Origin of the sequence: Xylophilus rhododendri (assembly GCF_009906855.1) — a bacterium.
Taxonomy (GTDB): Bacteria; Pseudomonadota; Gammaproteobacteria; order Burkholderiales; family Burkholderiaceae_C; genus Xylophilus; species Xylophilus rhododendri.
This window is the reverse complement of record NZ_CP047650.1, coordinates 5,566,488-5,590,753: the sequence shown is the minus strand read 5'-3', so window position 1 is coordinate 5,590,753 and position 24,266 is coordinate 5,566,488. Positions and strand designations below refer to the sequence as shown.

General features: G+C 69.0%; 27 protein-coding genes and 1 pseudogene. 16 read left to right on the top strand and 12 right to left on the bottom strand.

All coding sequences use genetic code 11. The features are described 5' to 3' along the window. The first annotated feature begins 24 nt into the window (after window positions 1-24). Window positions 25-849 carry a proteasome-type protease gene (locus tag GT347_RS25890; protein ID WP_160554925.1) on the top strand — a complete coding sequence of 275 codons (825 nt, stop codon included), beginning with the start codon at window positions 25-27 and terminating at the stop codon, window positions 847-849. 5 nt (window positions 850-854) lie between these two features. On the opposite strand, the gene GT347_RS25885 is transcribed toward GT347_RS25890, so the two are convergent. Then, window positions 855-1,550 carry a DUF4136 domain-containing protein gene (locus GT347_RS25885; protein WP_160554924.1) on the bottom strand — a complete coding sequence of 232 codons (696 nt, stop codon included), beginning with the start codon at window positions 1,548-1,550 and terminating at the stop codon, window positions 855-857. Between the two features lie 84 nt (window positions 1,551-1,634). Further along, window positions 1,635-2,525 carry an undecaprenyl-diphosphate phosphatase gene (locus GT347_RS25880; RefSeq protein ID WP_160554923.1) on the bottom strand — a complete coding sequence of 297 codons (891 nt, stop codon included), beginning with the start codon at window positions 2,523-2,525 and terminating at the stop codon, window positions 1,635-1,637. Between the two features lie 182 nt (window positions 2,526-2,707). Here GT347_RS25880 and GT347_RS25875 point away from each other — a divergent pair, with 182 nt between their 5' ends. From GT347_RS25875 to GT347_RS25855, 5 genes are all read left to right on the top strand, one after another. Then, a complete protein-coding gene (locus GT347_RS25875; RefSeq protein ID WP_160554922.1) occupies window positions 2,708-3,223 on the top strand; it encodes a DUF6622 family protein in 516 nt (171 codons plus the stop codon). A 7-nt stretch (window positions 3,224-3,230) separates the two neighbouring features. Beyond that, window positions 3,231-3,557 (top strand): 2TM domain-containing protein, encoded by a 327-nt coding sequence (locus tag GT347_RS25870; RefSeq protein WP_229722533.1) that lies wholly within the window; start codon window positions 3,231-3,233, stop codon window positions 3,555-3,557. Beyond that, window positions 3,557-4,591, top strand: a complete 1,035-nt coding sequence (locus tag GT347_RS25865; protein ID WP_160554921.1) for a sensor histidine kinase — start codon at window positions 3,557-3,559, stop codon at window positions 4,589-4,591. Before GT347_RS25870 ends, GT347_RS25865 begins: the two co-directional genes overlap by 1 nt. Continuing rightward, entirely contained in the window at window positions 4,588-5,388 is an 801-nt protein-coding gene (locus GT347_RS25860; protein ID WP_160554920.1) for a LytR/AlgR family response regulator transcription factor, read from the top strand. Before GT347_RS25865 ends, GT347_RS25860 begins: the two co-directional genes overlap by 4 nt. 98 nt (window positions 5,389-5,486) lie before the next feature. Then, on the top strand, window positions 5,487-7,796 hold the full coding sequence (locus GT347_RS25855) for an FdhF/YdeP family oxidoreductase (RefSeq protein WP_160554919.1): 2,310 nt from the start codon (window positions 5,487-5,489) through the stop codon (window positions 7,794-7,796). Window positions 7,797-7,800: 4 nt separating this feature from the next. Here the strand turns inward: GT347_RS25855 and GT347_RS25850 are convergent, their stop codons facing one another. The 4 genes from GT347_RS25850 to GT347_RS25835 all read right to left on the bottom strand — a co-directional run bounded on the left by GT347_RS25850 (window position 7,801) and on the right by GT347_RS25835 (window position 12,187). Beyond that, window positions 7,801-8,703, bottom strand: coding sequence for a dihydrodipicolinate synthase family protein (locus GT347_RS25850; RefSeq protein ID WP_160554918.1), 903 nt, complete (start codon window positions 8,701-8,703; stop codon window positions 7,801-7,803). A 74-nt stretch (window positions 8,704-8,777) separates the two neighbouring features. Next, the gene (locus tag GT347_RS25845) at window positions 8,778-9,773 is read right to left on the bottom strand and encodes a tripartite tricarboxylate transporter substrate binding protein (RefSeq protein WP_160554917.1); all 996 of its coding nucleotides are present in this window, start codon (window positions 9,771-9,773) and stop codon (window positions 8,778-8,780) included. A 46-nt stretch (window positions 9,774-9,819) separates the two neighbouring features. Next, window positions 9,820-10,737: an NAD(P)-dependent oxidoreductase gene (locus GT347_RS25840; RefSeq protein ID WP_160554916.1), complete on the bottom strand. Its 918-nt coding sequence runs from the start codon at window positions 10,735-10,737 to the stop codon at window positions 9,820-9,822. Window positions 10,738-10,750: 13 nt separating this feature from the next. Then, entirely contained in the window at window positions 10,751-12,187 is a 1,437-nt protein-coding gene (locus GT347_RS25835) for an aldehyde dehydrogenase (protein ID WP_160554915.1), read from the bottom strand. A 121-nt stretch (window positions 12,188-12,308) separates the two neighbouring features. Here GT347_RS25835 and GT347_RS25830 point away from each other — a divergent pair, with 121 nt between their 5' ends. From GT347_RS25830 to GT347_RS25805, 6 genes are all read left to right on the top strand, one after another. Next, complete coding sequence (locus tag GT347_RS25830) at window positions 12,309-13,001, top strand: GntR family transcriptional regulator (RefSeq protein WP_160554914.1); 693 nt, start codon at window positions 12,309-12,311, stop codon at window positions 12,999-13,001. Window positions 13,002-13,033: 32 nt separating this feature from the next. Further along, complete coding sequence (locus GT347_RS25825; protein WP_160554913.1) at window positions 13,034-14,113, top strand: NAD(P)H-dependent flavin oxidoreductase; 1,080 nt, start codon at window positions 13,034-13,036, stop codon at window positions 14,111-14,113. A gap of 49 nt (window positions 14,114-14,162) precedes the next feature. Then, window positions 14,163-14,588: a PACE efflux transporter gene (locus GT347_RS25820; RefSeq protein ID WP_160554912.1), complete on the top strand. Its 426-nt coding sequence runs from the start codon at window positions 14,163-14,165 to the stop codon at window positions 14,586-14,588. A gap of 17 nt (window positions 14,589-14,605) precedes the next feature. After that, a complete protein-coding gene (locus GT347_RS25815; RefSeq protein ID WP_160554911.1) occupies window positions 14,606-14,923 on the top strand; it encodes an ATPase with chaperone activity in 318 nt (105 codons plus the stop codon). Continuing rightward, window positions 14,923-15,627 carry an alpha/beta hydrolase gene (locus GT347_RS25810; protein ID WP_160554910.1) on the top strand — a complete coding sequence of 235 codons (705 nt, stop codon included), beginning with the start codon at window positions 14,923-14,925 and terminating at the stop codon, window positions 15,625-15,627. The genes GT347_RS25815 and GT347_RS25810 overlap by 1 nt, the downstream gene beginning before the upstream one ends. Window positions 15,628-15,702: 75 nt before the next feature. Continuing rightward, window positions 15,703-15,906, top strand: a complete 204-nt coding sequence (locus GT347_RS25805; protein WP_160554909.1) for a hypothetical protein — start codon at window positions 15,703-15,705, stop codon at window positions 15,904-15,906. Here GT347_RS25805 and GT347_RS25800 read toward each other — a convergent pair. Genes GT347_RS25800 through GT347_RS25790 form a run of 3 tightly spaced genes read right to left on the bottom strand, consistent with a single transcriptional unit; the run spans window position 15,857 to window position 18,443 of the window. After that, window positions 15,857-16,822 carry a threo-3-hydroxy-L-aspartate ammonia-lyase gene (locus GT347_RS25800; protein ID WP_160554908.1) on the bottom strand — a complete coding sequence of 322 codons (966 nt, stop codon included), beginning with the start codon at window positions 16,820-16,822 and terminating at the stop codon, window positions 15,857-15,859. The genes GT347_RS25805 and GT347_RS25800 overlap by 50 nt on opposite strands. A 30-nt stretch (window positions 16,823-16,852) precedes the next feature. Next, entirely contained in the window at window positions 16,853-17,824 is a 972-nt protein-coding gene (locus GT347_RS25795; RefSeq protein WP_160554907.1) for an ornithine cyclodeaminase family protein, read from the bottom strand. Continuing rightward, entirely contained in the window at window positions 17,814-18,443 is a 630-nt protein-coding gene (locus tag GT347_RS25790) for a helix-turn-helix transcriptional regulator (protein WP_160554906.1), read from the bottom strand. The genes GT347_RS25795 and GT347_RS25790 overlap by 11 nt, the downstream gene beginning before the upstream one ends. A gap of 72 nt (window positions 18,444-18,515) precedes the next feature. Between GT347_RS25790 and sigJ the strand changes: the two genes are divergently transcribed. Both sigJ and GT347_RS25780 read left to right on the top strand, forming a co-directional pair. Next, entirely contained in the window at window positions 18,516-19,397 is an 882-nt protein-coding gene (gene sigJ, locus GT347_RS25785) for an RNA polymerase sigma factor SigJ (RefSeq protein WP_160554905.1), read from the top strand. A gap of 88 nt (window positions 19,398-19,485) precedes the next feature. Next, a complete protein-coding gene (locus tag GT347_RS25780; protein WP_160554904.1) occupies window positions 19,486-19,965 on the top strand; it encodes a carboxymuconolactone decarboxylase family protein in 480 nt (159 codons plus the stop codon). Window positions 19,966-19,971: 6 nt separating this feature from the next. On the opposite strand, the gene GT347_RS25775 is transcribed toward GT347_RS25780, so the two are convergent. Next, complete coding sequence (locus GT347_RS25775) at window positions 19,972-20,826, bottom strand: SDR family oxidoreductase (RefSeq protein ID WP_160554903.1); 855 nt, start codon at window positions 20,824-20,826, stop codon at window positions 19,972-19,974. Window positions 20,827-20,912: 86 nt separating this feature from the next. On the opposite strand from GT347_RS25775, the gene GT347_RS25770 reads away from it, so the two are divergent. Next, window positions 20,913-21,320: a winged helix-turn-helix transcriptional regulator gene (locus GT347_RS25770; RefSeq protein WP_160554902.1), complete on the top strand. Its 408-nt coding sequence runs from the start codon at window positions 20,913-20,915 to the stop codon at window positions 21,318-21,320. 7 nt (window positions 21,321-21,327) lie between these two features. Here GT347_RS25770 and GT347_RS25765 read toward each other — a convergent pair whose 3' ends face one another. Continuing rightward, window positions 21,328-22,539, bottom strand: a complete 1,212-nt coding sequence (locus GT347_RS25765; protein ID WP_160554901.1) for a PrpF domain-containing protein — start codon at window positions 22,537-22,539, stop codon at window positions 21,328-21,330. A gap of 66 nt (window positions 22,540-22,605) precedes the next feature. Here GT347_RS25765 and GT347_RS25760 point away from each other — a divergent pair. After that, a pseudogene (locus GT347_RS25760) lies at window positions 22,606-23,292 on the top strand (DUF4743 domain-containing protein); the annotation flags it as partial. A gap of 144 nt (window positions 23,293-23,436) precedes the next feature. Here GT347_RS25760 and phnX read toward each other — a convergent pair. After that, entirely contained in the window at window positions 23,437-24,258 is an 822-nt protein-coding gene (gene phnX, locus GT347_RS25755; protein WP_160554900.1) for a phosphonoacetaldehyde hydrolase, read from the bottom strand. Between the last annotated feature and the right edge of the window lie 8 nt (window positions 24,259-24,266).

Below are 24,266 nucleotides of genomic sequence, written 5' to 3'. Positions count from 1 at the left end.
CCTCTCGCGAAAGATCCCCCACCCATGACCTATTGCGTCGCCATCAAGCTCAATGCCGGCCTGGTGTTCCTGTCCGACTCCCGCACCAATGCGGGCCTCGACCAGATCAGCACCTTCCGCAAGATGATCGTCTACGAGAAGCCGGGCGACCGCTTCATGACCCTGCTGTCGGCCGGCAACCTGTCGATTTCGCAGTCGGTGCGCGAGATCCTGCAGACCGAGCAGCTGCGCGAGTTCGAGGACGCCGAGCCGATCACCATCTGGAACGCCAAGAGCATGTTCGACGCCGCCCGGGTGCTGGGCCAGGCGGTGCGCCATGTGTACGAACGCGATGCCGAGGCGCTGCAGCAGGCGGGCGTCGAATTCAATGTCTCGCTGATCTTCGGCGGGCAGATCCGCGGCGAAGGCATGCGCCTGTTCCAGGTCTACTCGGCCGGCAACTTCATCGAGGCAACGCCCGAGACCCAGTATTTCCAGGTCGGCGAGTCCAAGTACGGCAAGCCGGTGCTCGACCGGGTCATCACGCCGGAAACGCCGCTGGACGAGGCCGCCAAATGCGCCCTGGTGTCCATGGACTCCACGCTCAAGTCCAACCTGTCGGTGGGCCTGCCGCTGGACCTGGTGGTGTACGAGGCCAACGCGCTCAAGAGCAACAAGATCGTCGCCATCGACACCGACAACCCCTATTTCCGCATGCTGCACAACAGCTGGGGCCAGAAGCTGCGCGAGGTGTTCGACAGCCTGGAGGATCCGGTCTGGGACGACGCCAAGACCGAGAACCCGCTGAAGGCGCAAGGCCGGATCGCGCCGCTCAAGAAGCTGAGCAATCCGAACGAGAAGCTGATCTGATCTGATCAGCGCGCGGTAGCTGGTGGCGTGCGGGCCGGCTCCGCGTTCTGCAGCTGGTTGGCGGCGGGCGTGTCGAAGCGCACCACCCGGGTTTCGGCATTGCGGCCCGGAAAATCGTCGAAGGCCGCGCGGGCCAGGTAGACCACCATGTCCGGCAGGTTCTCCAGCCCGCCCTCGTACACCGCCGTGGATTCGTACACGCTGCGGCCCTGGTCGTGGATCTGCACCTTCAGCCGGCTGACCTGCAGGGTGCGCGCCACCTCGCGGTCGCCCACGTACTGGCCGCCGTACATGTCCTGCGTCCAGTAGCCCGGCAGCACCGTGCCGTTCGGGCCAGGACGCGATGGCACGAAAACCCGGTAGTTCTGGTAGACGGGCTGCAGCGACCGCACCGTGCGCTGCGAGCCGCTGGCCGCCACGTCCACCAGCAGGCGGCCCTTCTGCCCCGGCGCCGCCGGTTTCAGGCCCAGGCCCAGGCGCTGCAGCTGCTCGCTGACGTATTGCTCGTAGGTGCTCTGCTCCAGCTCGCTGCTGCCCGCGGGCCGCGCGCCGAAGCTGTAGCTGGCGCCGGCCGCGTCGGCCGGCCAGGCGTTGAAGTTGGTGACCTTGGTCTCGATGTAGCTGGCGCAGCCGGCCAGGGCCAGGGCCGAGGCGGCAGCCAGCAGAGCGGCGAGGCGGCGGAGGGTGCGTAAGGCGGGCATCGCCGCATTATCTGCGCCGTGCCGCGGCAGGCGTATCAGGCCGCAAGCACGCGCTTGCTCAGCCCACCCTGACAGGGGCTCTCCTTATTCCGCCCAGGTCACCAGCCCGCTCCAGGCCGTGGCCAGCACCACGATGCCGAAGACGATGCGGTACCAGGCAAACGCCGTGAAGCTGTGGGTGGCGATGTAGCGCAGCAGCCAGCGCACGCAGATCCAGGCGCTGATGAAAGAGAACACCAGGCCGACGATGAACATCGGCGCGTCGGAAGCCGACAGCAGCGCCCGCTCCTTGTACAGGCTGTAGGCCCCGGCGCCGATCAGCGTCGGGATCGCCAGGAAGAAGGAGAAATCGGTCGCCGCCTGCCGCGACAGGCCCATCAGCATGCCGCCGATGATGGTCGCGCCGCTGCGGCTGGTGCCGGGCACCAGGGCCAGGCACTGCGCCAGGCCGACTTTGAGCGCGTCCAGCGGCGTCATGTCATCGACCGACTGAACACGCACGGCGGTAGTGCTTGTTCTACGCGCTTCAAGGATATTTGGATCTGACGATTTTTCCAGTGCGAATCGCTCCACGTGCTGGCGCCGCTCGGCCCACAGGATGATGAAGCCGCCCACGATGAAGGTGGTCGCCACCACCACGGGCGTGAACAGATGCGCCTTGATCACCTTGCCCAGCAGCAGGCCCAGCACCACGGCCGGCAGGAAGCCGATCAGCACGTTGAGCACCAGGCGGCGCGACTTGGCGCTCGATGGCAGCGTGGTGAAGGTCGACTGCAGCTTCTGCCAGTACACCAGCACCACGGCCAGAATGGCGCCGGTCTGGATGGCGATGTCGAAGACCTTGGCGCGGTCGTCGTCGAAGCCCAGCAGCGAGCCCGCCAGGATCAGGTGGCCGGTCGAGGAGATCGGCAGGAATTCGGTCAGACCCTCGACCACGCCCATGATGGCGGCTTTGACTAGCAAGACGGTATCCAAGGGATCTCCCTAATAAGAAAAGCAGGCGGGATTATCGCCACCTGCGCGGCCGGCTTCATGACCGCTCGCGCCGGGCGGCTGCCGCTGGCGCCGCCGGGGCCGCGCTTCGTCGCATGGCGCTGGAGGAAGGACCCGCGGCTGCCTAAGGTGCGGGCCATCGCAACTGTCCTGGAGATCGCCTTATGGCTTCCTTATCGAACGTCCTCGCGCACACCCCGGCCTGGGTCTTCGGCCTGTTTCTGCTGCTGTTCTGGATGGGCCTGCGGCAATGGCGCGGCGGCACGGTGCCGCTGGCGCGCGCGGTGGTGCTGCCGCTGGGCATGGCCTGCCTCTCCCTGTACGGAGCCCTGCAGGCGCTTTCGGGCATGCCGGTCGCGCTGCTCGGCTGGGCCGTCGCGGCGGCGCTGGCCTTCGCGGCGATGTCGCGCACGGCACTGCCGGCCGGCGTGCGCTGGGAGCCGGCCGAACGGGCTTTCCGCATCCCGGGCAGCGCGGTGCCGCTGGCGCTGACGATGGCGATCTTCTTCACCAAGTTCGCCGCCGGCTACACCCTGGCCACGCATGCGGAACTGCGCCACGACGGCACGCTGCTCTGCCTGCTCGGACTGGCCTATGGCGCCTTCAGCGGCCTGTTCGCCGGCCGTGCCGCGCGCCTGCTGCGCCTGGCGCGACGTGGCACCACCGCCCTCAATGCGTGAGGCCGCCATGGACGCCAACCTGCCCGCCACCCCACAATCCACCGCCATGCCCAGCCCCATGACCGACGAAGACCTCGAAAGCCTCGCCCGCCGCCGCGCCGGCGCCAAGCTGGGCTGGTACACCCATGCGTTGATCTACCTGGTGGTGAACGCCGTGCTCTTCGTGCTGGCCCGTCATGGCGTGACGCACCGGCCCTGGAACCTCTATCCGGCCGCCGGCTGGGGCCTGGGGCTGCTGCTGCACGGCGTGTCGGTCTTCCTGCTGGGCGCCGGCAGCGGTTTGCGGGAGCGCCTGATCGAGCGCGAACGCCAGCGCCTGCGCGAGCGCCGCTGATGGGCGTCGAGCCGCTATCCCGCCTGCGCCACCTGCTGCAGACGCTGGCCTTCTGCCTGGTCATCGCCTCGCTCAAGGCCTATCTGCAGCCCGGCGAGTCGTATGCGGGATCGCTGGTCTATTCCATCGCCATCGGCAGCTGCATCTGGGCGCTGATCGACTTCGGCCGCACCCGGGTCGATCCCGACAGCGACAACGGCTGGCCGCGCGGCTGGCGCGGCGCGCTGCTGGTGGGCCTGTCGATACCGCTGGGTTTCGCCGCCGGCATCGCCATCGGCGACCTGTGCTTCGGCCGCGCGCCCTGGCATGGGCGCGACACGCAGGAGCTGATCCGCTCGGTACTGCTGACCGTGCTGGCCAGCGCCGTCATCTCCTACTACTTCTATTCCAGCGGACGCAGCGCCGGCCTGGCGCGCCGCGCCCGCGAGGCCCGGCAGGAGGCGGCCGAGGCGCGGCTCAAGCTGCTGGAGGCCCAGCTGGAGCCGCACATGCTGTTCAACACCCTGGCCAACCTGCGCATGCTGATCGCCGCCGACACGCCGCGGGCCGAGGCCATGCTGGACCATCTCATCGCCTACCTGCGCGCCACGCTGGACGGCTCGCGCGCCGCCTGGCATCCGCTATCCGAGGAGTTCGCGCGGCTGGACGACTACCTCGCACTGATGGCCGTGCGCATGGGCGACCGGCTGGCCTACCGCCTCGACCTGCCGCCGATGTTGGCGCAGGTGCCGGTGCCCCCGCTGTTGCTGCAGCCCTTGGTGGAAAACGCGATCCGCCATGGACTGGAGCCGCAGGTCGGCGCCGGCCGCATCGACATCGGAGCCCAGCTGCAAGGCGACACCATCGTGCTGACCGTGGCGGATACCGGCCGTGGCATGCCCTTCTCCAACGCCTGGGGCACGGGCTTCGGCACCCGGCATGTGGAGGAACGCATCGCGTCCGCCTGGGATGGCCGCGCAAGCGTGCGCTGCGAGGCCATCGAGCCGCACGGCACCCGGCTGCTGATCCAGATACCGGCCCAGGGCAGCGCATGAGCACCACCGCCCTGATCGCCGAGGACGAACCCCTGCTCGCTCAGGCCCTGGCCCGGGCCCTGCAGCACGAATGGCCGCAGCTGCAGGTCCTGGAGACCGTGGCCGACGGCAACAGCGCGGTCGAACGCAGCCTGGCCCTGCGGCCCGATCTGCTCTTCTTCGACATCCGCATGCCCGGCCAGGACGGCCTGCAGGCCGCCGCCGAACTCGCCGATGCCTGGCCGGCCGGATCGGCGTTTCCGCTGCTGGTCTTCGTCACCGCCTTCGACCACTACGCAGTGCAGGCCTTCGAAGCCCAGGCCATCGACTACGTGCAGAAGCCCGTGCAGCCGCAGCGGCTGCGGCGCACGGTGGCGCGGCTGCAGGCCGAGATGTCGCGCCGCGCAGCCGGCGGCCAGGACGAAATGCTGGAGCGGCTGCGCAGCCTGCTCGGCGCGCAGCCCGCAGCGGCGCCGCCCACGCCGCTGCGTTTCATCGCGGCGGCCGAGCCGGGCAGCGGCGGCTCGGTCCTGCGCATGGTGCCGGTCGCCGAGGTTCTGGTCTTCGAAGCCGCGGACAAATACGTGCGGGTGCTGACCGCCGGCCGCGAATACCTCGTGCGCAGCGCCCTGCGCGAACTCTCGACCCAGCTCGATCCCGAGGTCTTCTGGCAGATCCACCGCGGCCTGCTGGTGCGCGCCGACGCCATCGACACGGTGGAGCGCGACGAAACCGGCCGGCTGCACCTGTGCCAGCGCGGCCTGCCGCAGCGCTGGCCCGTGGGCCGGCTCTACGCGGCCCGGTTCAAGGCGCTGTAGCGCCGCCGCGCCTCCTACGCACGGCGGGACAGGCGGCAATCCGACAGGCTGGGCGAGCCGCGCGCGGCGAAATGGCGTTTTCCTACCCGGCGCGCCCCATGCAAAAAGAAACCATCACGATCCATCCCTACGACGCTCCGGCCGGCGGCTGGGGCTCGGTCAAGTCGCTGGGCACCACGGCGGCCCACTTCCACGCCTACGACGCCGTCCCGGTGCTGCGCCACCAGAACAAGCCCGACGGTTATGCCTGCGTGAGCTGCGCCTGGGGCCGGCCGCAGAAATCGCATGTGGCCGAGTTCTGCGAGAACGGCGCCAAGGCCACCTTCTCGGAACTGACCAGCAAACGTGTCAGCGCCGATTTCTTCGCCCGCCACACCCTGGCCGAGCTGCGCACCTGGCCCGACATGGACCTGGAAGACCTGGGTCGCCTGACCGAGCCGCTTCGCTACGACAGCGACAGCGACCGCTACCTGCCGGTGAGCTGGGAAGCAGCCTTCGCGGACATCGGCACGGAGCTGAAGGCGCTGGCGCCAAAGTCCGTGGTCTTCTACGCCTCCGGCCGCGCCTCGCTGGAAACCTCCTACATGTACCAGCTGCTGGCCCGCCTTTACGGCAACAACAACCTGCCCGACAGCTCCAACATGTGCCACGAGACCACCTCCGTGGCCCTGCAGAAGGTGATCGGCCAGGGCGTGGGCACGGTGCATGTGGCCGACTTCGAGCACACCGACTGCATCTTCTTCTTCGGCCAGAACGTGGGCAGCAACAGCCCGCGCATGCTGCACCAGCTGCAGGAGGCGCGGGAGCGCGGCATTCCCATCGTGGTGTTCAATCCCTTGCGCGAGCGCGGCCTGATCGAGTTCAAGAACCCGCAGAACCCGGCGCAGATGCTGGGCGGGTCCGCCACCGAGATCGCCACCCACCACCACCAGGTGCGCCCGGGCGGCGACATCGCCGCGCTGATGGGCCTGTGCAAGGCGGTGCTGGAACTCGACGACCAGGCCCGCGCGGACGGCAAGCCCCGCGTGCTGGACCAGCCCTTCATCGAAGCCCACACCCACGGCTTCGAAGCTTTCGAGGCCCGCGTGCGCGACACCGCCTGGGCCGACATCGAGCACGAATCCGGCCTGCAGCGCAGCGCCCTCGAAGGCGCCGCCCGCATCTACGCGCGGGCCACCGCCGTGATGGCCGTCTACGGCATGGGCCTGACCCAGCACAAACGCGGCCTGGACAACGTCACCACCCTGGTCAACTTCCTGCTGATGCGCGGCAATATCGGCAAGAGCGGTGCCGGCATCTGCCCGGTGCGCGGGCATTCCAACGTCCAGGGACAGCGAACCGTGGGCATCTCGGAGAAGCCCGAGCTGGTGCCGCTGGACAAGCTGGCAAAACAATTCGGCTTCGAGCCGCCGCGCGACAAGGGCCTGACCACGGTGGAAACCTGCGAGGGCGTGATCGACGGCTCGGTGCGCGCCTTCATCGGCCTGGGCGGCAATTTCGTGCGTGCGGTGCCGGACCACAACCGGGTGGAGCCCGCCTGGAGCGGCCTGAGGCTGACGGTGCAGATCGCCACCAAACTCAACCGCAGCCATCTGGTCCACGGCCAGCTCGCCTACCTGCTGCCTTGCCTGGGCCGCATCGAGCGCGACGAGCAGCACGGCGTGCTGCAGACCCTGAGCACCGAGGACAGCACCGGCTGGATGCACGCCTCGCGCGGCCACCATGCGCCGGCTTCGGAACAGCTGCTGTCCGAAGCCCGCATCGTCGCCGGCATCGCCAAGGCCACGCTGGCGCCCAATCCGCGCATTGACTGGGACGCTTGGTGCGACGACTACGGCCGGGTGCGCGACGCCATCGCAGAGACCTTCCCGGAAATCTTCCACGACTTCAACCGCCGCATCGAAGCGCCCGGCGGCTTCGCCCGGCCGCTGCCGGCGCGCGAACGGGTGTGGAAGACGCCGTCGAAGAAGGCCGAGTTCACCCTGCCCCAGGGCCTGAGCGCCGCCTTCACCGGCGACGGCGGCACCGACGTGATGCGCCTGATGACCCTGCGCAGCAACGACCAGTTCAACACCACCATCTACGGCATGAACGACCGCTTCCGCGGCGTGGAGGGCACACGCCGGGTGGTCTTCATGCACCGGGAGGACATCGCCATGCTGGGCCTGGAGGATGGCCAGGAGATCGGCCTGTCCAGCGCCGCGGGCGACGGTTTCCAGCGCGAGGTGCATGGCCTGCGGGTGGTCGAATACGACCTGCCGCGCGGCTCGCTCGGCGCCTACTACCCCGAATGCAATCCGCTGATTCCGCTGTGGCAGCACGCCGACGAAAGCCAGGTGCCGGCGGGCAAGTCGGTGCCGGTGCGGGTGCTGCCGCAACCGATGGCGCGCCTGCCCATCGCGGCCTGAGGTTTCAGGCCGCCGCCAGGCGGCGCTGCAGCTGGCGCAGCAGCAGGTCGATCTCGCCGATGTCAACCGGCGTGAGGCGCGGCCCCGGCTGGCGCATGGCCGCGCAGGCGATGGCGCCGCGGCGGCGCAGCACCTCCTTGCGCACGGCCACGCCCCACTGGCTCTGGTTCTCGTAGCTCAGCAGGGGAAGATAGCTGTCGAACAGCGCGTGGGCCTCCTCGACCTTGCCCTGCGTGTAGAGCCGGTACACACCAGACAGCATCTCCGGATGCGAGAAGCCCGCCATCGGCCCGTCGATCCCGCGCCCCATCTCCAGCGGCAGGAACATGGCGTTGTTGCCGGTGAGGATGGCGATGCGCCGGTCCAGCGACTCGCGCAGCTTGGTGATCTTGGTGATGCTGGGCAGGTCCTCCTCCTTCAGCACCTGGATCTGCGGGAACTCGCGCACCAGGCGGCAGATGGAAGGCACCGACATCCACACGCCGGTGGAGAAGGGAAAGTCCTGCAGCACGGTCGGCACATCGCCGATGCGGGCGAAGACGCCTGCGAAGTAGGCGAAGAGTTCCTCCTCGGTCTTCAGCCCGGTGGGCGGCGCGATCATCACGCCGGCCGCGCCCAGGTCCATCACCTGGGCCGTCAGTTCGGCCAGCTGCGCCACGCTGGCATTGCTCACCCCCACGATCACCGGCTTGCCGCCCGCCCGGGCGATGAAGCGCCCGGCCACCGCCAGCGCCTCGGCCGGCGTCAGCTTGGCCGCCTCGCCCGCCACGCCGAGCACGGTGAAGCCGTCCGCGCCGTGGCTGGAATAGAAGTCGATCAGCGTGTCGATGCTGGCCAGGTCGGTGGCGCCATCGGCGGCGAAGGGGGTCTGGGTGACGATGTAGACGCCACGGGTGTCGGTCAGCACGAGGAAGCTCCCGTCGAAAAGCGGAAAGCCTCATTATTAGCGCTAACAGACGTTCCCGTGCTCCGGGAATTCGCTCACTGCGGCCGCTGCGCATCGCCCCAGGGATTGCTCTTCCACAGCGTGGTGAACTCCTGCGTGGCCTTGTCCAGCCGGGTCTTCCAGGCAGCGCCCTCCAGGTAGTCCATTTCGGTGAACTGGTCCTCCATCTGCTTCTGGAATTCCGGATCCGCCGCCATGGTGCGCAGCGCCTCGGTCAGTTTCTGCAGCACCTCCGGCGACAGGTTGCGCGGTGCGACGATGCCGCGCTCCGAGCTGAAGACCAGGTTCACGCCCTGCTCCACGAAGCTAGGCACCTCGGGCGCCAGCCGCGAACGGGCGGCGCCGGCTTCACCCAGGACGACCACCTTGGACTTGAAGGGCATGACCTCGCCCAGGTTCATGCCGCCGATCACGATATGCCCGCCGAACAGCGCATTGCGCAGCGGGCCGGCGCCGTTGAAGGGCACATGGTTCAGCCGGGTGCCGGTCAGGCGTTCGAACAGCACCATGGCCAGGTGGTCGTCGGTGCCCACGCCGGTCGAGCCGTAGCTGATCTCGCCCGGCCGGGCCTTGGCATCGGCCACCAGGTCGGCCACGGTGCGGTACTTGCTGCCGGCGTTCACGCTGAAGGCGCTGGGGTCGCGCACCAGGTTGGCGATGTAGCTGAAGTCCTCGGCCTTGAACTGGGTGCGGCGCTCGATCGGCAGGGTCACCAGTCCGGGCATATTGGTCATGCCGATCACATAGCCGTCCGGCGGGGCCTTGGCGACGAAGGCCAGGCCCAGTTCTCCCGAAGCGCCGGCCTTGTTGCTCACCACCACCGAGGTGTTGAGCAGCTTGCCCAGGTGCATGGCCACGGTGCGGGCGGTGATGTCGGTGCCGCCGCCGGCGGCGAAGCCGACCACCAGTTCGATCGGCCGGTCCGGCCAGGCCCAGGCGGGCGCGGACAGCAGGCCGAGCAGCCCGACCGCGGCTGCGGCGATGGCGCGCAGGCCGCGGCGGGACGATGGGCGTTTCTTGTCGATGTTCATGGTTGTCTCCTCGGGATGGGTCTTGTGGGAAATAAAAGCCCGGCGCTCAATCGCCGGCCGCGGGCACCGTCGGCCGGCCCCAGTCGGCCCAGAGCTTGGCGATGGCGGCATAGTCGTCGCGGCCATAACCCGCCGTCGCCGCCATTTCGTAGACCGAGTGCGAGCCCTGGATGGCGAACAGCGGCACACCCAGCGACTGCGCCAGCTGCAGCGCCAGCACCGAATCCTTGCGGGCCGCGTCCAGCGGCATGCCGCCGGCGTAGTTGCCCTGCACGATGCGTTCGGCATAACGGTGGGTCAGCGGGCGGTGCAGGCCCATCTGTGCGTCCGACAGCAGCGCGATCAGCTTCTCGCAGCTGACGCCGGCCGCCGTGGCCAGCGAGCCGGCTTCGGCCACCACCACCATCACCGCGTGGGCCACGGCGTTGTTGATGACCTTGGCGGCCGCGCCGGCACCGCTCTGGCCGAAGTACACCTGCTTCTGGGCGATGGCATCGAGCACCGGCTGCGCGAGGGCGATGGCCTCCATGGCACCGCCCAGGGCGAGCGTGGCGCTGCCCGCCTCCATCTGGCTGACGCCGGCCATCACGGAGGCATCCACCAGCGCGATGCCGAAGGGCCGCAGCAGTGCGCTGGCAGCGTGGATGTCCTCGGGATTGACGGTGCTGGTTTCCAGCACCACCGCGCCGCGGGGCAAGGCCGGCGCGATCTGGCGGATCACCGCCTGCGAAATGGCAGGACTCGGCAGGGACAGCACCACGACCCGGACCTGCGCCAGATCGGCGGTCGTGGCGATCGGCCTGGCGGCGAATGCCTGGACAGAGCGTTCGAGCTGGGACTCGTCCAGATCCGACACCAGCACCGGAAAACGCCGCGCAACACGCGCCGCGATCGGAAAACCCATATTGCCCAGGCCATACACGGCCACCGGCGCCGCGGACGGGCTGGTTTGAATATCGCTCATCGTTTCTCTCTCCTTATTTGGCAACGGCCAGCGCTTTCTCGTGCAGGCCGAAATACATGCTCTTGACCTGCGCATACAGCCGCAGGCCGTCGATACCCTTTTCCCGGCCGATGCCGCTGTTCTTGAAACCGCCGAATGGCGTGCTGGTGACCGACTGCTTGTAGGTATTGATCCAGACCGATCCGGCTTCCAGCGCCCGACCGATCCGCCAGGCGCGCTTGAAATCCTCGGACCAGATGCCGCAGGCCAGGCCGAAGGCCGTGCCATTGGCCTGGGCGATCAGGTCGGCTTCGTCGCGAAACGGCAGCGCCACCAGAACGGGGCCGAAGGCCTCCTCCTGGCAGGACAGGGATCCGGGCGCCAGGCCGTCGATGACGGTCGGCAGATAGAAAGCGCCCTGCGCATAACCGTCGCCCTCCGGCGCCTGACCGCCGCAGAGCACCCGGCCGCCCTCCGCCCGCGCCCGGTCCACGAAACGCGCCACCCGCTCGCGGTGATGGAAGGAGGCCAGCGGGCCGACTTCGACATCCGGCGCATCCGGCAGCGCCACCCGCAGCACGCGGGTGCGCTCCACCACCTGCCGCAGCACCTCGTCGTAAATGCTTTCCTCGATGAACAGCCGCGAGCCCGCCACGCAGGACTGCCCGGCCGAGCCGAAGATGCCGGCCACCACCGCCGCCACCGCATGCGCCCGGTTGGCATCGGCGAACACCACATGCGGCGACTTGCCGCCCAGCTCCAGCGCCGCCGGCACCAGCCGGTCGCCCGCCACCCGGGCGATGGCGCGGCCGGACACGGTACCGCCGGTGAAGGAAATCATGCGCACGCCCGGATGCGCCACCAGCGCCGCCCCCAACTCCGCACCGCGCCCCTGCACCACCTGCAGCAGGCCCGCCGGCAGGCCGGCCGCCAGGGCGATGCGCGCCAGCTCCGGCGCCAGCAGCGGCGAATCCTCCGATGGCTTGAGCAGCACCGCATTGCCCGCGGCCAGCGCCGGTGCCACCTTGGTGGCATCGTTCATGATCGGCGAGTTCCACGGCGTAATCGCCGCGACCACACCGAAAGGCTCCAGCACCGTGAAGGAAACATAATCGCCGCGCGGCGGCGTGACTTCGGTTTCCAATACCTCGCAAACGCCTGCGTAATATCGAAAGGTGCCGATCGCCGATTCCACCATGCCGCGGCATTCGGCCAGCGGCTTGCCGTTATCCTGCATTTGCAGCCGGGCCAGCGATTCTTTCTCGGCGAGCAGTCCGTCGGCGATCGCCTGCAATACCAGCGCGCGTTTATGCGGCAGTAGCGATTTCCAGCCCGACTCCTCGAATGCCCGCTGCGCCGTGGCCACCGCGGCATCCAGTTCGGGAATCGTGGTGATTTTCACGCGCGCGATTTCCGCGCCATTGGCCGGATTAATGCTGATCAGTTCCTGCGGGGCGCTGGACGCGTCCATGATTCATCCTCGTTGTTGGCTGGCCGCCAGCATAGGGATGGCCATGGCGCATCACAACAAGCACGTTGTCGCCAATCCTGGCAATAAAACTATTGATAATGTGCGGATTCAGCGAAAAGCCATGAGCAAAAAACAAGATTCAGCCGGAGATATTGGGGTTTTCCCCGGCAGTGCATTACCCGAAGCCGTCGCCGCCGTCATCGCCGCGATCGAGACCGACATCATCCGCAGCCGCATCCTGCCCAGGAACCGGCTGATCGAAGACCACCTGATGGAGGACTACCAGGCCAAGCGCCATGTGGTGCGCGCGGCCCTGGTCGAACTGCAGCGGCTCGGCGTGGTGGTGAAACCGCCCCACCTGGGCGCGCAGATCCGGCGCTTCGACGAGGCCACGCTGGGCGCGCTCTATCACATGCGTTCGGTGCTGCACCAGGCCGCCGTCGACCTGATGCCCATGCCGCCCGCACCGCCCCGGCTGCAGGCCCTGGAGGCCGCGCGCGACGCCCATGCCGCCGCCGTGCTGACCGGCGACCTGATCGCCATCCACCGCACCAACATGGCCTTCCACCGGGTGCTCTACGGCCTGTGCGACAACCCTTACCTGGCCGAATCGATCCGGCTGCACGACTGGCTGAGTTTTCCCGCCCGGGCCTATGGCATCGCCGACGCGGGGGCATTGGCCCAGGCCTGCGAGGAACACGCCGCCATGGTGGAATCGCTGCGGAGAGGCGACCGGCCCACGCTGGGCGCACTGGCGCTGGAACACATGGACCGGGCCCGGCGGCTCTACGTCGGCAAGTTCCTCACCCGCTGAACATCCTTCCCCCCTGGAACCAAGGACCCAACATGGCACTGCCCACCGCAGTCACCGAACTCTTCGATATCGAACTGCCCATCCTGCTCGGCCCCATGGCCGGGCCCGGCCTGTCGCCGCTGGCCATCGCCGTGGCCGAGGGCGGCGGCCTGGGCTCCCTGCCCTGCGCCCTGCTCAGCGAAGCCCAGGCGCGGACGGAGATCGCGAGCTTTCGCCAGCAGTCCGGCAAGCCGCTCAACCTGAACTTCTTCTGCCACCAGGCACCGCTGGCCGACGAGGCGGCCGAACAGGCCTGGCGCGCGTGGCTGCGGCCCTATTACCTGGAGCTGGGCGTGGATCCGGACGGCCCCATCCCCGTCTCCAGCCGCGCGCCCTTCGACGAGAAGCTCTGCGCCCTGGTCGAGGAGCTGCGCCCGCAGGTGGTGAGCTTCCATTTCGGCCTGCCGCCCGCCGCGCTGCTGGACCGGGTCAAGGCCACGGGCGCCAAGGTCATCTCCTCGGCCACCACGGTGCGCGAGGCCGTCTGGCTGGCCGAGCGCGGCTGCGACGCCGTCATCGCCCAGGGTGCGGAGGCCGGCGGCCATCGCGGCATGTTCCTCAGCGACGACATCGCCACCCAGGTCGGCACCATGGCCCTGGTGCCGCAGGTGGTCGATGCGATCGGCGTGCCGGTGATCGCGGCCGGCGGCATCGGCGATGCACGCGGCATCGCGGCCGCCTTCGCGCTGGGCGCATCGGCGGTGCAGCTGGGCACGGCCTATCTGTTCAGCCCCGAGGCCAAGGTGCCGGCGCCGCACCGGGCCGCCCTGAAGGCATCGCATGACGACAGCACCGCCATGACCCGGATCTTCACCGGCCGGCCGGCGCGCGGGCTGATGAACAGGGTGATGCGGGATCTGGGCCCGATGTCGCCGCTGGCGCCGGCCTTTCCGCTGGCTGGCGGCGCACTCGCACCCCTGCGTGCGGCCAGTGAGCCCACGGGCTCGGGCGACTTCATGTCCCTCTGGTCGGGCCAGTCCGCGGCCCTGGGCCGTGCGATGCCGGCGGCCGAGCTGACCCGCACGCTGGCGGCCGAGACGCTGCGGCGCCTGCAATCCCTGGCCGGACATTGAGCGTCACGCTTTTTCTGTACATTCCACGGCTCTACGAAAAAGGCAGGCGATGCAGGGTATCTGGCGGCGGGTGGTGTTTGTGGGCTTGTACGAGGGAATCGCCATCGTCTGCACCAGTTTCGGCCTGTCGGCCACGACCGGCGGCGAGCAACAGCTGGGCCGCGCCACGCTGGTGGCGGTGGCCTGCTCGGTGGTGGCGGTGCTCTGGAACCTGGTCTTCAACATGCTCTTCGAGCGCTGGGAGGCGGGCCAGGCCAAACGCGGCCGCAGCCTGGCGCGGCGCGTGGCCCATGCCGTGGGTTTCGAGGGCGGGCTGGCGCTGATGCTGATCCCGCTGGTGGCCTTCGGGCTGGGGGTGTCCATCGTGCAGGCCTTCTGGCTGGACATCGGCCTGCTCTGCTTCTTCCTGGTCTACACCTTCGTCTTCAACTGGGCCTTCGACCGCATCTTCGGCCTGCCCGCCAGCGCGGCTTGAAAAACTGGAGAACCGCCATGGAAGAAGACACCAACCAGATCCCGATTCCCGAGAGCTTCATGGCGCTGTACCTGCAGCGCGGCCGGCCCACGCTGGCCCGCGAGGCCCTGGAAGCGCGGCTCGAATTCTGCGAGGACCTGGCCGCCCAGGTGTCGGAGCTGTGCCAGACGGTGCAGTTCGGCGGCAACCTCAGCGAGAGCGAGGCGCTGCGCAAATGCCTGGACGGCCTGTTGCAGCCGCCGGCCAGCGTCAGCCCGGCGGAAGCCCGCTGGGTGATGTGCCGGGTGGCCGAGTTGCTGCAGTGGGACGTCCCGGCCTGGCTGCTCGAAGCGTGATGACGGCGGTCCGCGCGTTCAGCGTTCCCTTTCGCGGCTACCGCCTGGCCGGCGCGATCACCTCGGCCGCCGATGGCGACACACTCCGCGTGCTGGCCCTGCACGGCGGCGGGCAGTCGAACCACCGCACCGCCCAATACCTGCTCACCCACCTCGCCGAGCACGGCCTGCCCGGCGCCGCCTTCGACCACATCGGCCACGGCGACACCGGCGGCGAGCTTTCCGATTCCAGCCTGGACGACCGCGTCGAGCAGGCGGTGGCGGTCGCCCAGGCCCGGCGGATGCGCCCTCCCCTGGCCCTCATCGGCAGCAGCATGGGCGGCCATATCGCCTGCCGCCTGATCACCCGCCTGCAGCCCGAAGCCCTGGTGCTGTTCTGCCCCGCCGCCTACGAAGCCGCCGCCGAGCCCCTGCCCTTCGGCCCGGCGTTCCAGCAGACCATCCGGTCCACCAGCGACTTCGCCGCATCGCCCGCCTTCGAGGCGCTGGAGCACTTTCGCGGCCGGCTGCTGCTGGTGCTCGGCGAGCAGGACGCCGTCATCCCGCCCGCGGTCATCGAGCAATACCGCCAACGGGCCAGGCAGGCGGCCCGCGTCGAGCTGATTTCATTGCCGGCCGGGCATTTGCTGCATCGGTGGCTGCAGGAGCAGCCTGATCGGATGCGGCCGGTTCTGGACCGCGTCAGAGCGATCTTGCAGGCCTGAAGAGCCTCTCAGCTGCACCTATCGCTGACGAATGGCAAGCAAGGCTTGCTACCTTCTGCTGATGGAGTTGAAAACATGAACAGCAGCAAGCATCACGGATCGAGCCTTGACGATTTCCTGAAGGATCAGGACTTGTTCGAGCAAACCCAGGCCCTGGCGATCAAGGAAGTGGCGGCATGGGAGCAAAGCGAGGCCGCCAAACCGGGCGAGCCCCACGCCGCAGAAGACCTCAGCCCAGCAAACGGCAGAAGCTCGCGATATCCACATTCCCCCCGCTGACCAGCACCCCCACGCGTTTGCCGCGCAGCTGGTCCTTCATCTTGCGCACGGCGGCGAAACCGAGGCAGCCGGTCGGCTCGATCACCAGCTTCATGCGCGATGCGGCGAAGCGCATGGCCTCGACCAATTCGGCGTCCGACACGGTCACGATGTCGTTCACGTCGCGGCGGATGATGCCGAAGGTGTAGTCGCCCAGGTGCTGGGTCTGCGCGCCGTCGGCGATGGTCTTGGGGGTGTCGATGTGGACGATGCTGCCCGACCGGAAGGACTGCTGGCCGTCGTTGCCGGCCTCCGGCTCCACGCCGTAGAGCTGGCAGTCCGGCGACAGGGCACGGGTGGCCAGTGCCGAGCCCGACAGCAGCCCGCCGCCGCCCAGGCAGACGAAGAAGGCGTCGAGCGGGCCGACCTCTTCGAACAGCTCCTTGGCGGCCGTGCCCTGGCCGGCGATCACATCGGGGTGGTCGTAGGGCGGGATCAGTGTCATGCCGTGCTGCTCGGCCAGGTCGCGGCCGATCTTCTGGCGGTCTTCCTTGTAGCGGTCGTAGAAGACCACGTTGCCGCCATAGCCCTTGGTGGCGGCCACCTTCATCGCCGGCGCGTCGTGCGGCATGACGATGGTGGCCGGAATGCCCAGGATGCGGGCCGACAGTGCGATCGCCTGCGCATGATTGCCCGAGGAGAAGGTGACCACGCCCGCCTTGCGCTGGCGCTCGTCGAAACGGCTCAATGCATTGAAGCCGCCGCGGAACTTGAAGGCGCCCATGCGCTGCAGGTTCTCGGCCTTGAAGAAGACCTGGGCGCCGGTCTCCTCGTCGAAGGTGCGCGAGGTGATGACGGGGGTCTTGTGCGCATGGCCTTCGAGGCGCACGGCTGCGGCCTTCACGTCTTCGTAGGTGGGCAGGACGAGTTCTGTCATGGCGGTGTCGGAAGGTTGGGGTTGGAAGGATTACCAGGGCCAGGCGATGCTGGTGCCGATGCCGCGCGCCACGGCGCCTTGCAGCACCAGGCGGGCGACGGTGAGGTCCTGCAGGGCCAGGCCGGTCATGTCGAAGACGGTGATGTCCTGCGGCTGGCGGCAGGCGGCGGCAGTGCCGGTCAGCACATCGCCGATCTCGGTGCAGGCCGTATCGGGCGACCATTGCGCCTCGCCGATCTGGCGGGCCTGGAGCTGGTCGTCCACGAAGAGCCGGCAGCGCGGCAGCAGGCCCTCGGGCAGCTCGCGTTTGCCGCGGGTGTCGGCGCCCACGGCATTGAGATGGGTGCCGGGCCGCACGGCGGCGGCGTCGAAGAGCGCGGCCTTGCCGGGCGTGGCGGTGATGACGATGTCGCTGGCCTCGACGGCTGCGTTGGCATCGGTGGCCAGGGCGATGTCGCAGCGCCCTTCGAAGCGGGCCTCGAATGCGGGGCGCCGCAGGCCGTCGTGGGTGAGATAACGCACGGTGCGCAGGCCCGGCAGCAGCCGCAGGGCGTAGTCGACCTGGATGCCGGCCTGCACGCCGGTGCCGAAAACGCAGGCGCTTGTGGAGTCCGGCCGGGCCAGCAGCTGCAGGCCCAGGGCGCCGGCCGCGCCGGTGCGTAAAGTGGTGATGGCATTGCCGTCGATCACGCCCTGCGGCCGCCCGGTCTTGGGATCGATCAACACGATGGTGGCCTGGTGCGGCTCGCCGCCCAGAGCGCGATTGGCAGGCCAGAAGCCTGCGGCCTTGAAGCCGAGCAGCGCCTCGTCCGGCACATCGCCCGACTTGATGCCGAACACCCCGCCGCCGGGCAAGGCTTCGCGCACCACGGGAAACACCCGCCCCGCGCGACGGCTGTGCAGGCGGAAGGCCTCGCGCACGGCCTCCAGCACCTCGTCGGGCTGCAGCAGGCTGGCGAGGCTGTCGCGGTCCAGCAGGATCAGGCGGGCCTCATTTGGCATAGCTGTAGACCGAGGCGCGCGACACACCGAGATGCGCCGCGATGGTGTCCATGGCGCGGCGCACGTCTAGCAGGCCGGCCTCGCGCAGTTCCTTGAGGAGGGCGCGCCGGTCGGCGGCCTTCAGCGCCCGCGGCGTGGTGGCCAGCCGGGCGGCGAAGGCGTCGATGCGGCGGCGCAGGCGTTCGGCGCCGTCCGGGTCCAGCGATTCGCCGGCGGGCGTGTGCGCATCCACCGCGGCGAACTGGGCCAGCGCGGTCTGGAAGCCGCTGAACAGCGTCAGGTCCACGTTCAGGCAAAGGGCGGCCACGTAGCGGCCTTCCGAATCCTTGATGCCGATGGAGGTGCTCTTGGCCTGCCGGCCATCGGCGAACTGGTTGGCGTAGTTGGCGATGACCTGCGGATATTCCGGATCGAGGATGCGCGCCCGGCCCAGCGCCGTGGCCGGCTCGCCGGGCTCGCGGCCCGAGAGCCCGTTGTGGATCGCCAGCACCGTGTGTTTCGGATCCCGCAGATCGTGCAGCACCACTTCGCAGAAAGGCGCGAAGGTCTGCGCCAGGCCATCGGCCACATGCCGCAGCTGTTGCAGCAGCAGGGTGTGTTCGGGGTTGCGCCTGGCCATCTGGATATTCTGTCCAGTTCTGGAATATTTATCAAGACCTGATTCCAGCACCCCGCCGTACACTGCCCCGCCATGCAAGACACCACCGGCAGCTTCGAACGCCTGCGACCGCGCCTGATGGCCATCGGCTACCGCATGCTGGCCTCGGTACACGAGGCCGAGGACCTGGTGCAGGACGCCTGGCTGCGCTGGCACGAGGACGAAGGCCGCATGCAGCAGGGCGTGGCCAATGCCGAGGCCTGGCTGGTCACCATGACGACCCGCATGGCCATCGACCGCCTGCGCGCGGCCAAGGTGCGGCGCGAGGCCTATCCCGGCTTCTGGCTGCCCGAGCCGCTGGCCGAGAGCGGCCCCGAGACGCCAGAGCAGACCCGCGAACTGGCCGACGACATCTCGGTCGCCTTCCTGGTGCTGCTGGACCGCCTCTCGCCCGAATCCCGCGCCGCCTTCCTGCTGCGTGAGGTCTTCGATGCCGACTATGCCCAGGTGGCCGAGGCCATCGGCAAGAGCGAGGCCGCGGCCCGCCAGGTGGTGAGCCGCGCCAAGGCGCAGCTGCGCGAGGCGGGCCCCGCGCCGGCCGTGCAGCCGAAGCTGCAGTACCAGGTGCTGCGGGGCTTTGCCGACGCCCTTTCGCGCGGCGACTTCCACGGCCTGCAGGCGCTGCTGGCCGAGCAGTCCGAATTGCTGAGCGACGGCGGCGGCATCGTGCCCAGCTTCGGCCAGGCGCTGCTGGGATCGCGCCGCATCGCGCAGCTGTACTTCGCGGCCTTCCGCAACTACGGCGAGCGGATGCGGGTGGAGCTGGTACGGTTCAACGGCCAGTGGGCGCTGCTGCGCTGGATCGACGGGCGGATCGAATCGGCCCAGGCTTTCGAGACCGACGGCCAGCACATCCTGCGCATCCATGTGCAGCGCAATCCGCACAAGCTCGCGCGGCTGTCTTCGGGTATTTGAGCGGGCGCTGTCACAAAGCCGCGGGCTGAGCCGTCTTGAGGACAGAGGCTCCACTTTCCGGAGCACTCATGGCCCAACGGAGCACACCATGACCCAGCGCATCAACGCCCTTCAGCAATCCCCCGAGCTCTACAACAAGCTCGTCGAACTCAGCATGCTGCTCAAGAAGAGCAGCATCGACAACACCTTGTTCGACCTGGTGCAGATCCGCGCCTCGCAGATCAACGGCTGTGGCTTCTGCCTCGACATGCATGTGAAGGAAGCCAAGATCCACGGCGAGCGCGAGCTGCGCATCTACCACCTGCCGATCTGGCGCGAGTCGGCCCTGTTCAGCGCACGCGAACGCGCCGCCCTGGCCTGGACCGAGGTGCTGACAAAGCTGCCCGAACACGGCGTGCCCGACGACATCTACGAGAGCGTGCGCGCCGAGTTCTCCGAGAAGGAACTCAGCGACCTGAGCTTCGTGGTGATGACGATCAATGCCTGGAACCGCCTCAGCATCGGCTTTCGCAACGTGCCCGGCTCGGCCGACAAGGCCTATGGCCTGGCCAAGGCCGGGCTGTTCTGAGCCGCCTCAGGCCTTCAAGGCCGCCGCGATGGTGACGGCCAGCGGCGTGGTCGGACGGCCGATCAGGCGCGAGAGTGCGCGGCCGTCGTCGAAGAGCGCGCCCTTGGCGGCTGCGGCATCCGAATCGGACAGCAGCCCGGCCAGGCCCTCGGGCAGCCCGACCTGCAGGAGCACGGCCTTGAAATCGGCTTCGGGCATGTTGTTGTAGGCGATGGTCTTGCCGGTTTGTTTGGACAGCTCGGCGACGAACTCGGCCAGGGTGTAGCTGGCATCGCCGGCCAGTTCGTAGACCTTGCCGGCCTGCCCTTCTGCCTGCAGCACGACGGCTGCCGCGGCGGCGTAGTCGGCACGCGCGGCCGAGGCGATGCGGCCTTCGCCAGCGCTGCCCAGCAGGGCGCCGTGCTGCAGCGCGGACGGGATGGACGCCGCGTAGTTCTCGGTGTACCAGCCATTACGCAGCAGCACATAGGGCACGCCGGAAGCCTGGAGCATGGCCTCGGTCTCGCGATGTTCGCCGGCCAGGGCCAGGGGCGATGGGTCGGCATGCAGCACGCTGGTGTAGGCGATGAGGCCCACGCCCGCCTGCCTGGCGGCATCGATGGCGGCGCGGTGCTGGGTGGCGCGGCGGCCGAGTTCGTTGGAGGAGATCAGCAGCAGCTTGTCCACGCCGGCGAAGGCGGCGGCCAGGGTGGCCGGCTTTTCGTAGTCGGCTTCCCGCACGACCACGCCTAGCGCGGCGAGGTCCTGCAGCTTCGAAGGCGTGCGCACGGCGGCGACGATCTGTGACGTGGGCACGGTCTTCAACAGTTCCTGGATGACGAGGCGGCCCAGCTGGCCCGAGGCTCCGGTGATGGCGATCATGAGATGTCCTGTGCGTTTTCGAGAAAGAGCCGCGACAATACCGGCCACACGAACTTTTCGTAAGTACGCACATGAAGGTAAGTGTCATGACCCCACCCACACCCACCCGCAGCCTGGCCGAGCAGATGCGGCGCGGCGAACTCTTCGTGGCCGACTGCCCTTCGCGCGAGGTGCTGCAGCACGTCACCAGCCGCTGGGGCGTGCTGCTGCTGGTGGCGCTGCTGTCGGGCACGCACCGCTTCAGCGAGCTGCGGCGCAAGGTCGGCGGCGTCAGCGAGAAGATGCTCGCGCAGACCCTGCAGGGGCTGGAGGCCGATGGCTTCGTGCTGCGGGTGTCCTACCCCGTCGTGCCGCCGCATGTCGAATACCAGCTCACACCCATGGGCGTGGAAGTGGCGCGGCAGGTGGAGGGGCTGACCGACTGGATCGAGGGCAACCTCTGGCGCATCATGGCCGCCCGGCGCGAGCGCGAGGCCGTCGCCGAGGCGGCCTGAGGCGCGCTCAGCCCTGGCGCTCCATCACGGCCGCCACCAGTTCCGGCGAGGCCCGGTACAAGGGCACCGTGCCGCGCAGCAGCACCTGGGCGCTGCGGCGGTAGGCGGCGCGTTCCACCTCCAGCGGGCCGGTGCCGTCGCAGCGCGCCACCACCGTGGCTTCCAGGATGCCGGCCGGGTTCTCGATGCCGACCTGCACCTCGCCGAAGGCCGCACCCACGGCCGGCAAACCCTGGGCGACGCGGTGGGCCACCGAGCCCTCGATCAGCGCGGCGGCGGCCAGGCAGCAGCCGCCCGAAACCGCCATCGAGGCATGTCCCGTCTGCGGCGTGAAGTAACGCACGGCGATGTGGCCATCCGCGCGCGGAGCGCCGACGATGCAGACCTTGGGAATGGTCTCGCTGCGTTCGATCTCGGCCCGGCTCATGGGCGAGCCGTCGCGCCGCTTCAGGCCCATCAGCAGGCCGGCCTCGATCCAGACGGCACGCAAGGCCGCCATGAATGCCGCATCGGCCTCCAGTTCCTTCACCGGCTCGTGCGCCGTCTTGCCGAAGCCCGCCGCGTCGAGGATGACCATGGGCACGGCCACATCCACGCAGGAGACCTCGTGGCCGGCGATGGTGTCCAGCGCCCGGCCGGTCGGCAGCAGGCGGCCGGTCTTGGCGCCCACCGGGTGGTGCAGGAACAGGTCGACCGAGGGGAAGGCGCCGTCCACGCCGGGAATCGCGGCGAACTCGAAGCCGCCGCCTTCCCGGACCACCATGCGGCCGGTGGTGATCACGCCGGTATTGGTGTTACGGATGTCCAGGTCGACGGTGCCGGGCCCGGCGGTGAAGAGCCCCGTGTCCATCGCCCACAGCGGCAAGGCCGAGGACATATTGCCGCAGTTCACGCTCCAGTCGATTTCGCCATGGTCGCTGGCCAGTTGCGCCAGGGTGCTGACCAGGCGCGGGCCTTCGGGGCCGTCTTCCCGGTAGGCGAAGAAGACCTTGTTGCTGGTCGCCGGGCCGCGGCCCAGGCCGGTGATCTGGCGGTTGCCGGGCCGCTGTCCGGCCAGCGGAACGCCCATCAGGTGGCGCAGCAGTTCCTCGCGCAGGGCCTGGCTTTCGGGCGCGAATGCCTCATGGATGACAAGCCCGGTGGAGGTGCCGCCGCGCATGTGGTGGACCGGGAATTCGAGAACGCCCTGGTGCAGGCGCGGGCTGGGAAAATGGTTCATGACGGCGCAGGTCTTCTATAAGACCTGGAGCTTAAGGTCTTATAGAAGACTCAGCGACACAGTGGGATGTTCGGCCTGCACAGGCCAGCGGAGGAAATCTTGGACATGGCAATCGATGAGAAGCAGGCGCCGCCCTGGTGGCCGGACATCCGCGTGCGTGCATCGCGTGAGCCGGTGCAGCCGCGTATTCCTTTGTGGATCGCGGGCCAGCAGGCCGGCTCGGTGGCGCCCGAACTGCTGGATGCGATGGCGCGGGCCGGGCTCGGCATCCGCGCCAATGGCCATCTGGAAGGCGAGCCGGACGCTGCACTGGCCGCCATCGCCCGCTGGCTGCGCGAGGCCGGCCATGCCGGCGGCTGGCGCGATGAGGCCCTGGCCGTGCGTGCGGCGAGCGGCGAACCCGCGCTGGCCGTGGTCGAACGCGGCGTGGCGCGGCAGCTGGGCATCCACACCGACGCAGTGCAGCTGCATGCACGATGCGCCGTCACCGGCCACTGGTGGCTGCAGCAGCGCGCCCTCGACAAGGCCACCGACCCCGGCCTGTGGGACACGCTGATGGGCGGCATGGTGTCGGCAAGGGAGTCGGTCGAAGAGGCGCTGGAGCGCGAAGCCTGGGAAGAAGCCGGCCTGCGTTTCGCCGACCTCGCCTCGCCGCCGGTCTTCGCCGGCCGTTTCACCGTGCGGCGGCCCGTCTCTGATTCGGGCAGCCATGGCTGGCAGGTGGAAACCGTGCATGCCTATGCCTGCACCCTGCCCGCCGGCCAACAGCCGGCCAACCAGGATGGCGAGGTGCTGCGCTTCGAGGTCCTGCCCGACACCACCCTCGATGCCTGGATCGCCGCCGGCCGGCTCACGCTCGAAGCCTGCGTGGCCGTGGCCCTCTGCCGCGCCGCCCCCTCAGGGCCTGAGGCCGCGCGCCAGTTTGCCGGCGATCTCGTCCAGCACCGGCAGCAGGTCGGCCACCGAATCGATGACGTAATGCGCCCCGGCATCCCACAGCTTGGCCGATGCGCGAATGCGCGCCACCTGCTGGTCGCCGGGCGACAGGGCCTGCCACTCCGCCAGCGTCAGGCCCAGGGCATTGCCGCTGACGGCCACACCCACCGTCCAGGTGCCGGCATGCAGGCCTTCGAGGATGCCCACGTCGGTATCGTCCACCTTCACCACCGTGGCCGGCCACCACACGCCCAGGTCGGCGAAGCTGCGCCACATCATCAGCGGCGAGGGCCGGCCGGAGACGAGATCGCCCGCGCAGACCAGGTTGTCCGGCACATAGCCGCCGGCCGCGGCGATGGGCGTGACGATGTCCATGATCGGCCGGTTGTAGCCGGTGGTCGAGCCGATCTTCAGCCCGCGTGCGCGGCAGGCGGCCACCGTCTCCAGCGCACCGGGGATGAAGTCGGCGAAGTCAGCCACCACGGCGGCGTTCATCGGGGTGAAGACCTCGTAGAGATGGTCCACGTCGGCATCCGTGATCGGCTTGCCGTATCTGGATTCCCACTGCGCGGCCACCTCGGGCAGCAGGGACAGGGCCTTGATGTGGTCCCACTTGGCCACGCCCATCGGGCCGCGCGCCTGTTCGATGGTGATCGCCACGCCGAAGCGGTCGAAGAGCTTCACGAAGGCGCCCATGGGCGCGCAGGAGCCGAAGTCGAGGATGGTGCCGGCCCAGTCGAAGACGACGGCGGCGAGTTGCCGGGGATCGGGTTGCTGGCGCATGGATGTCT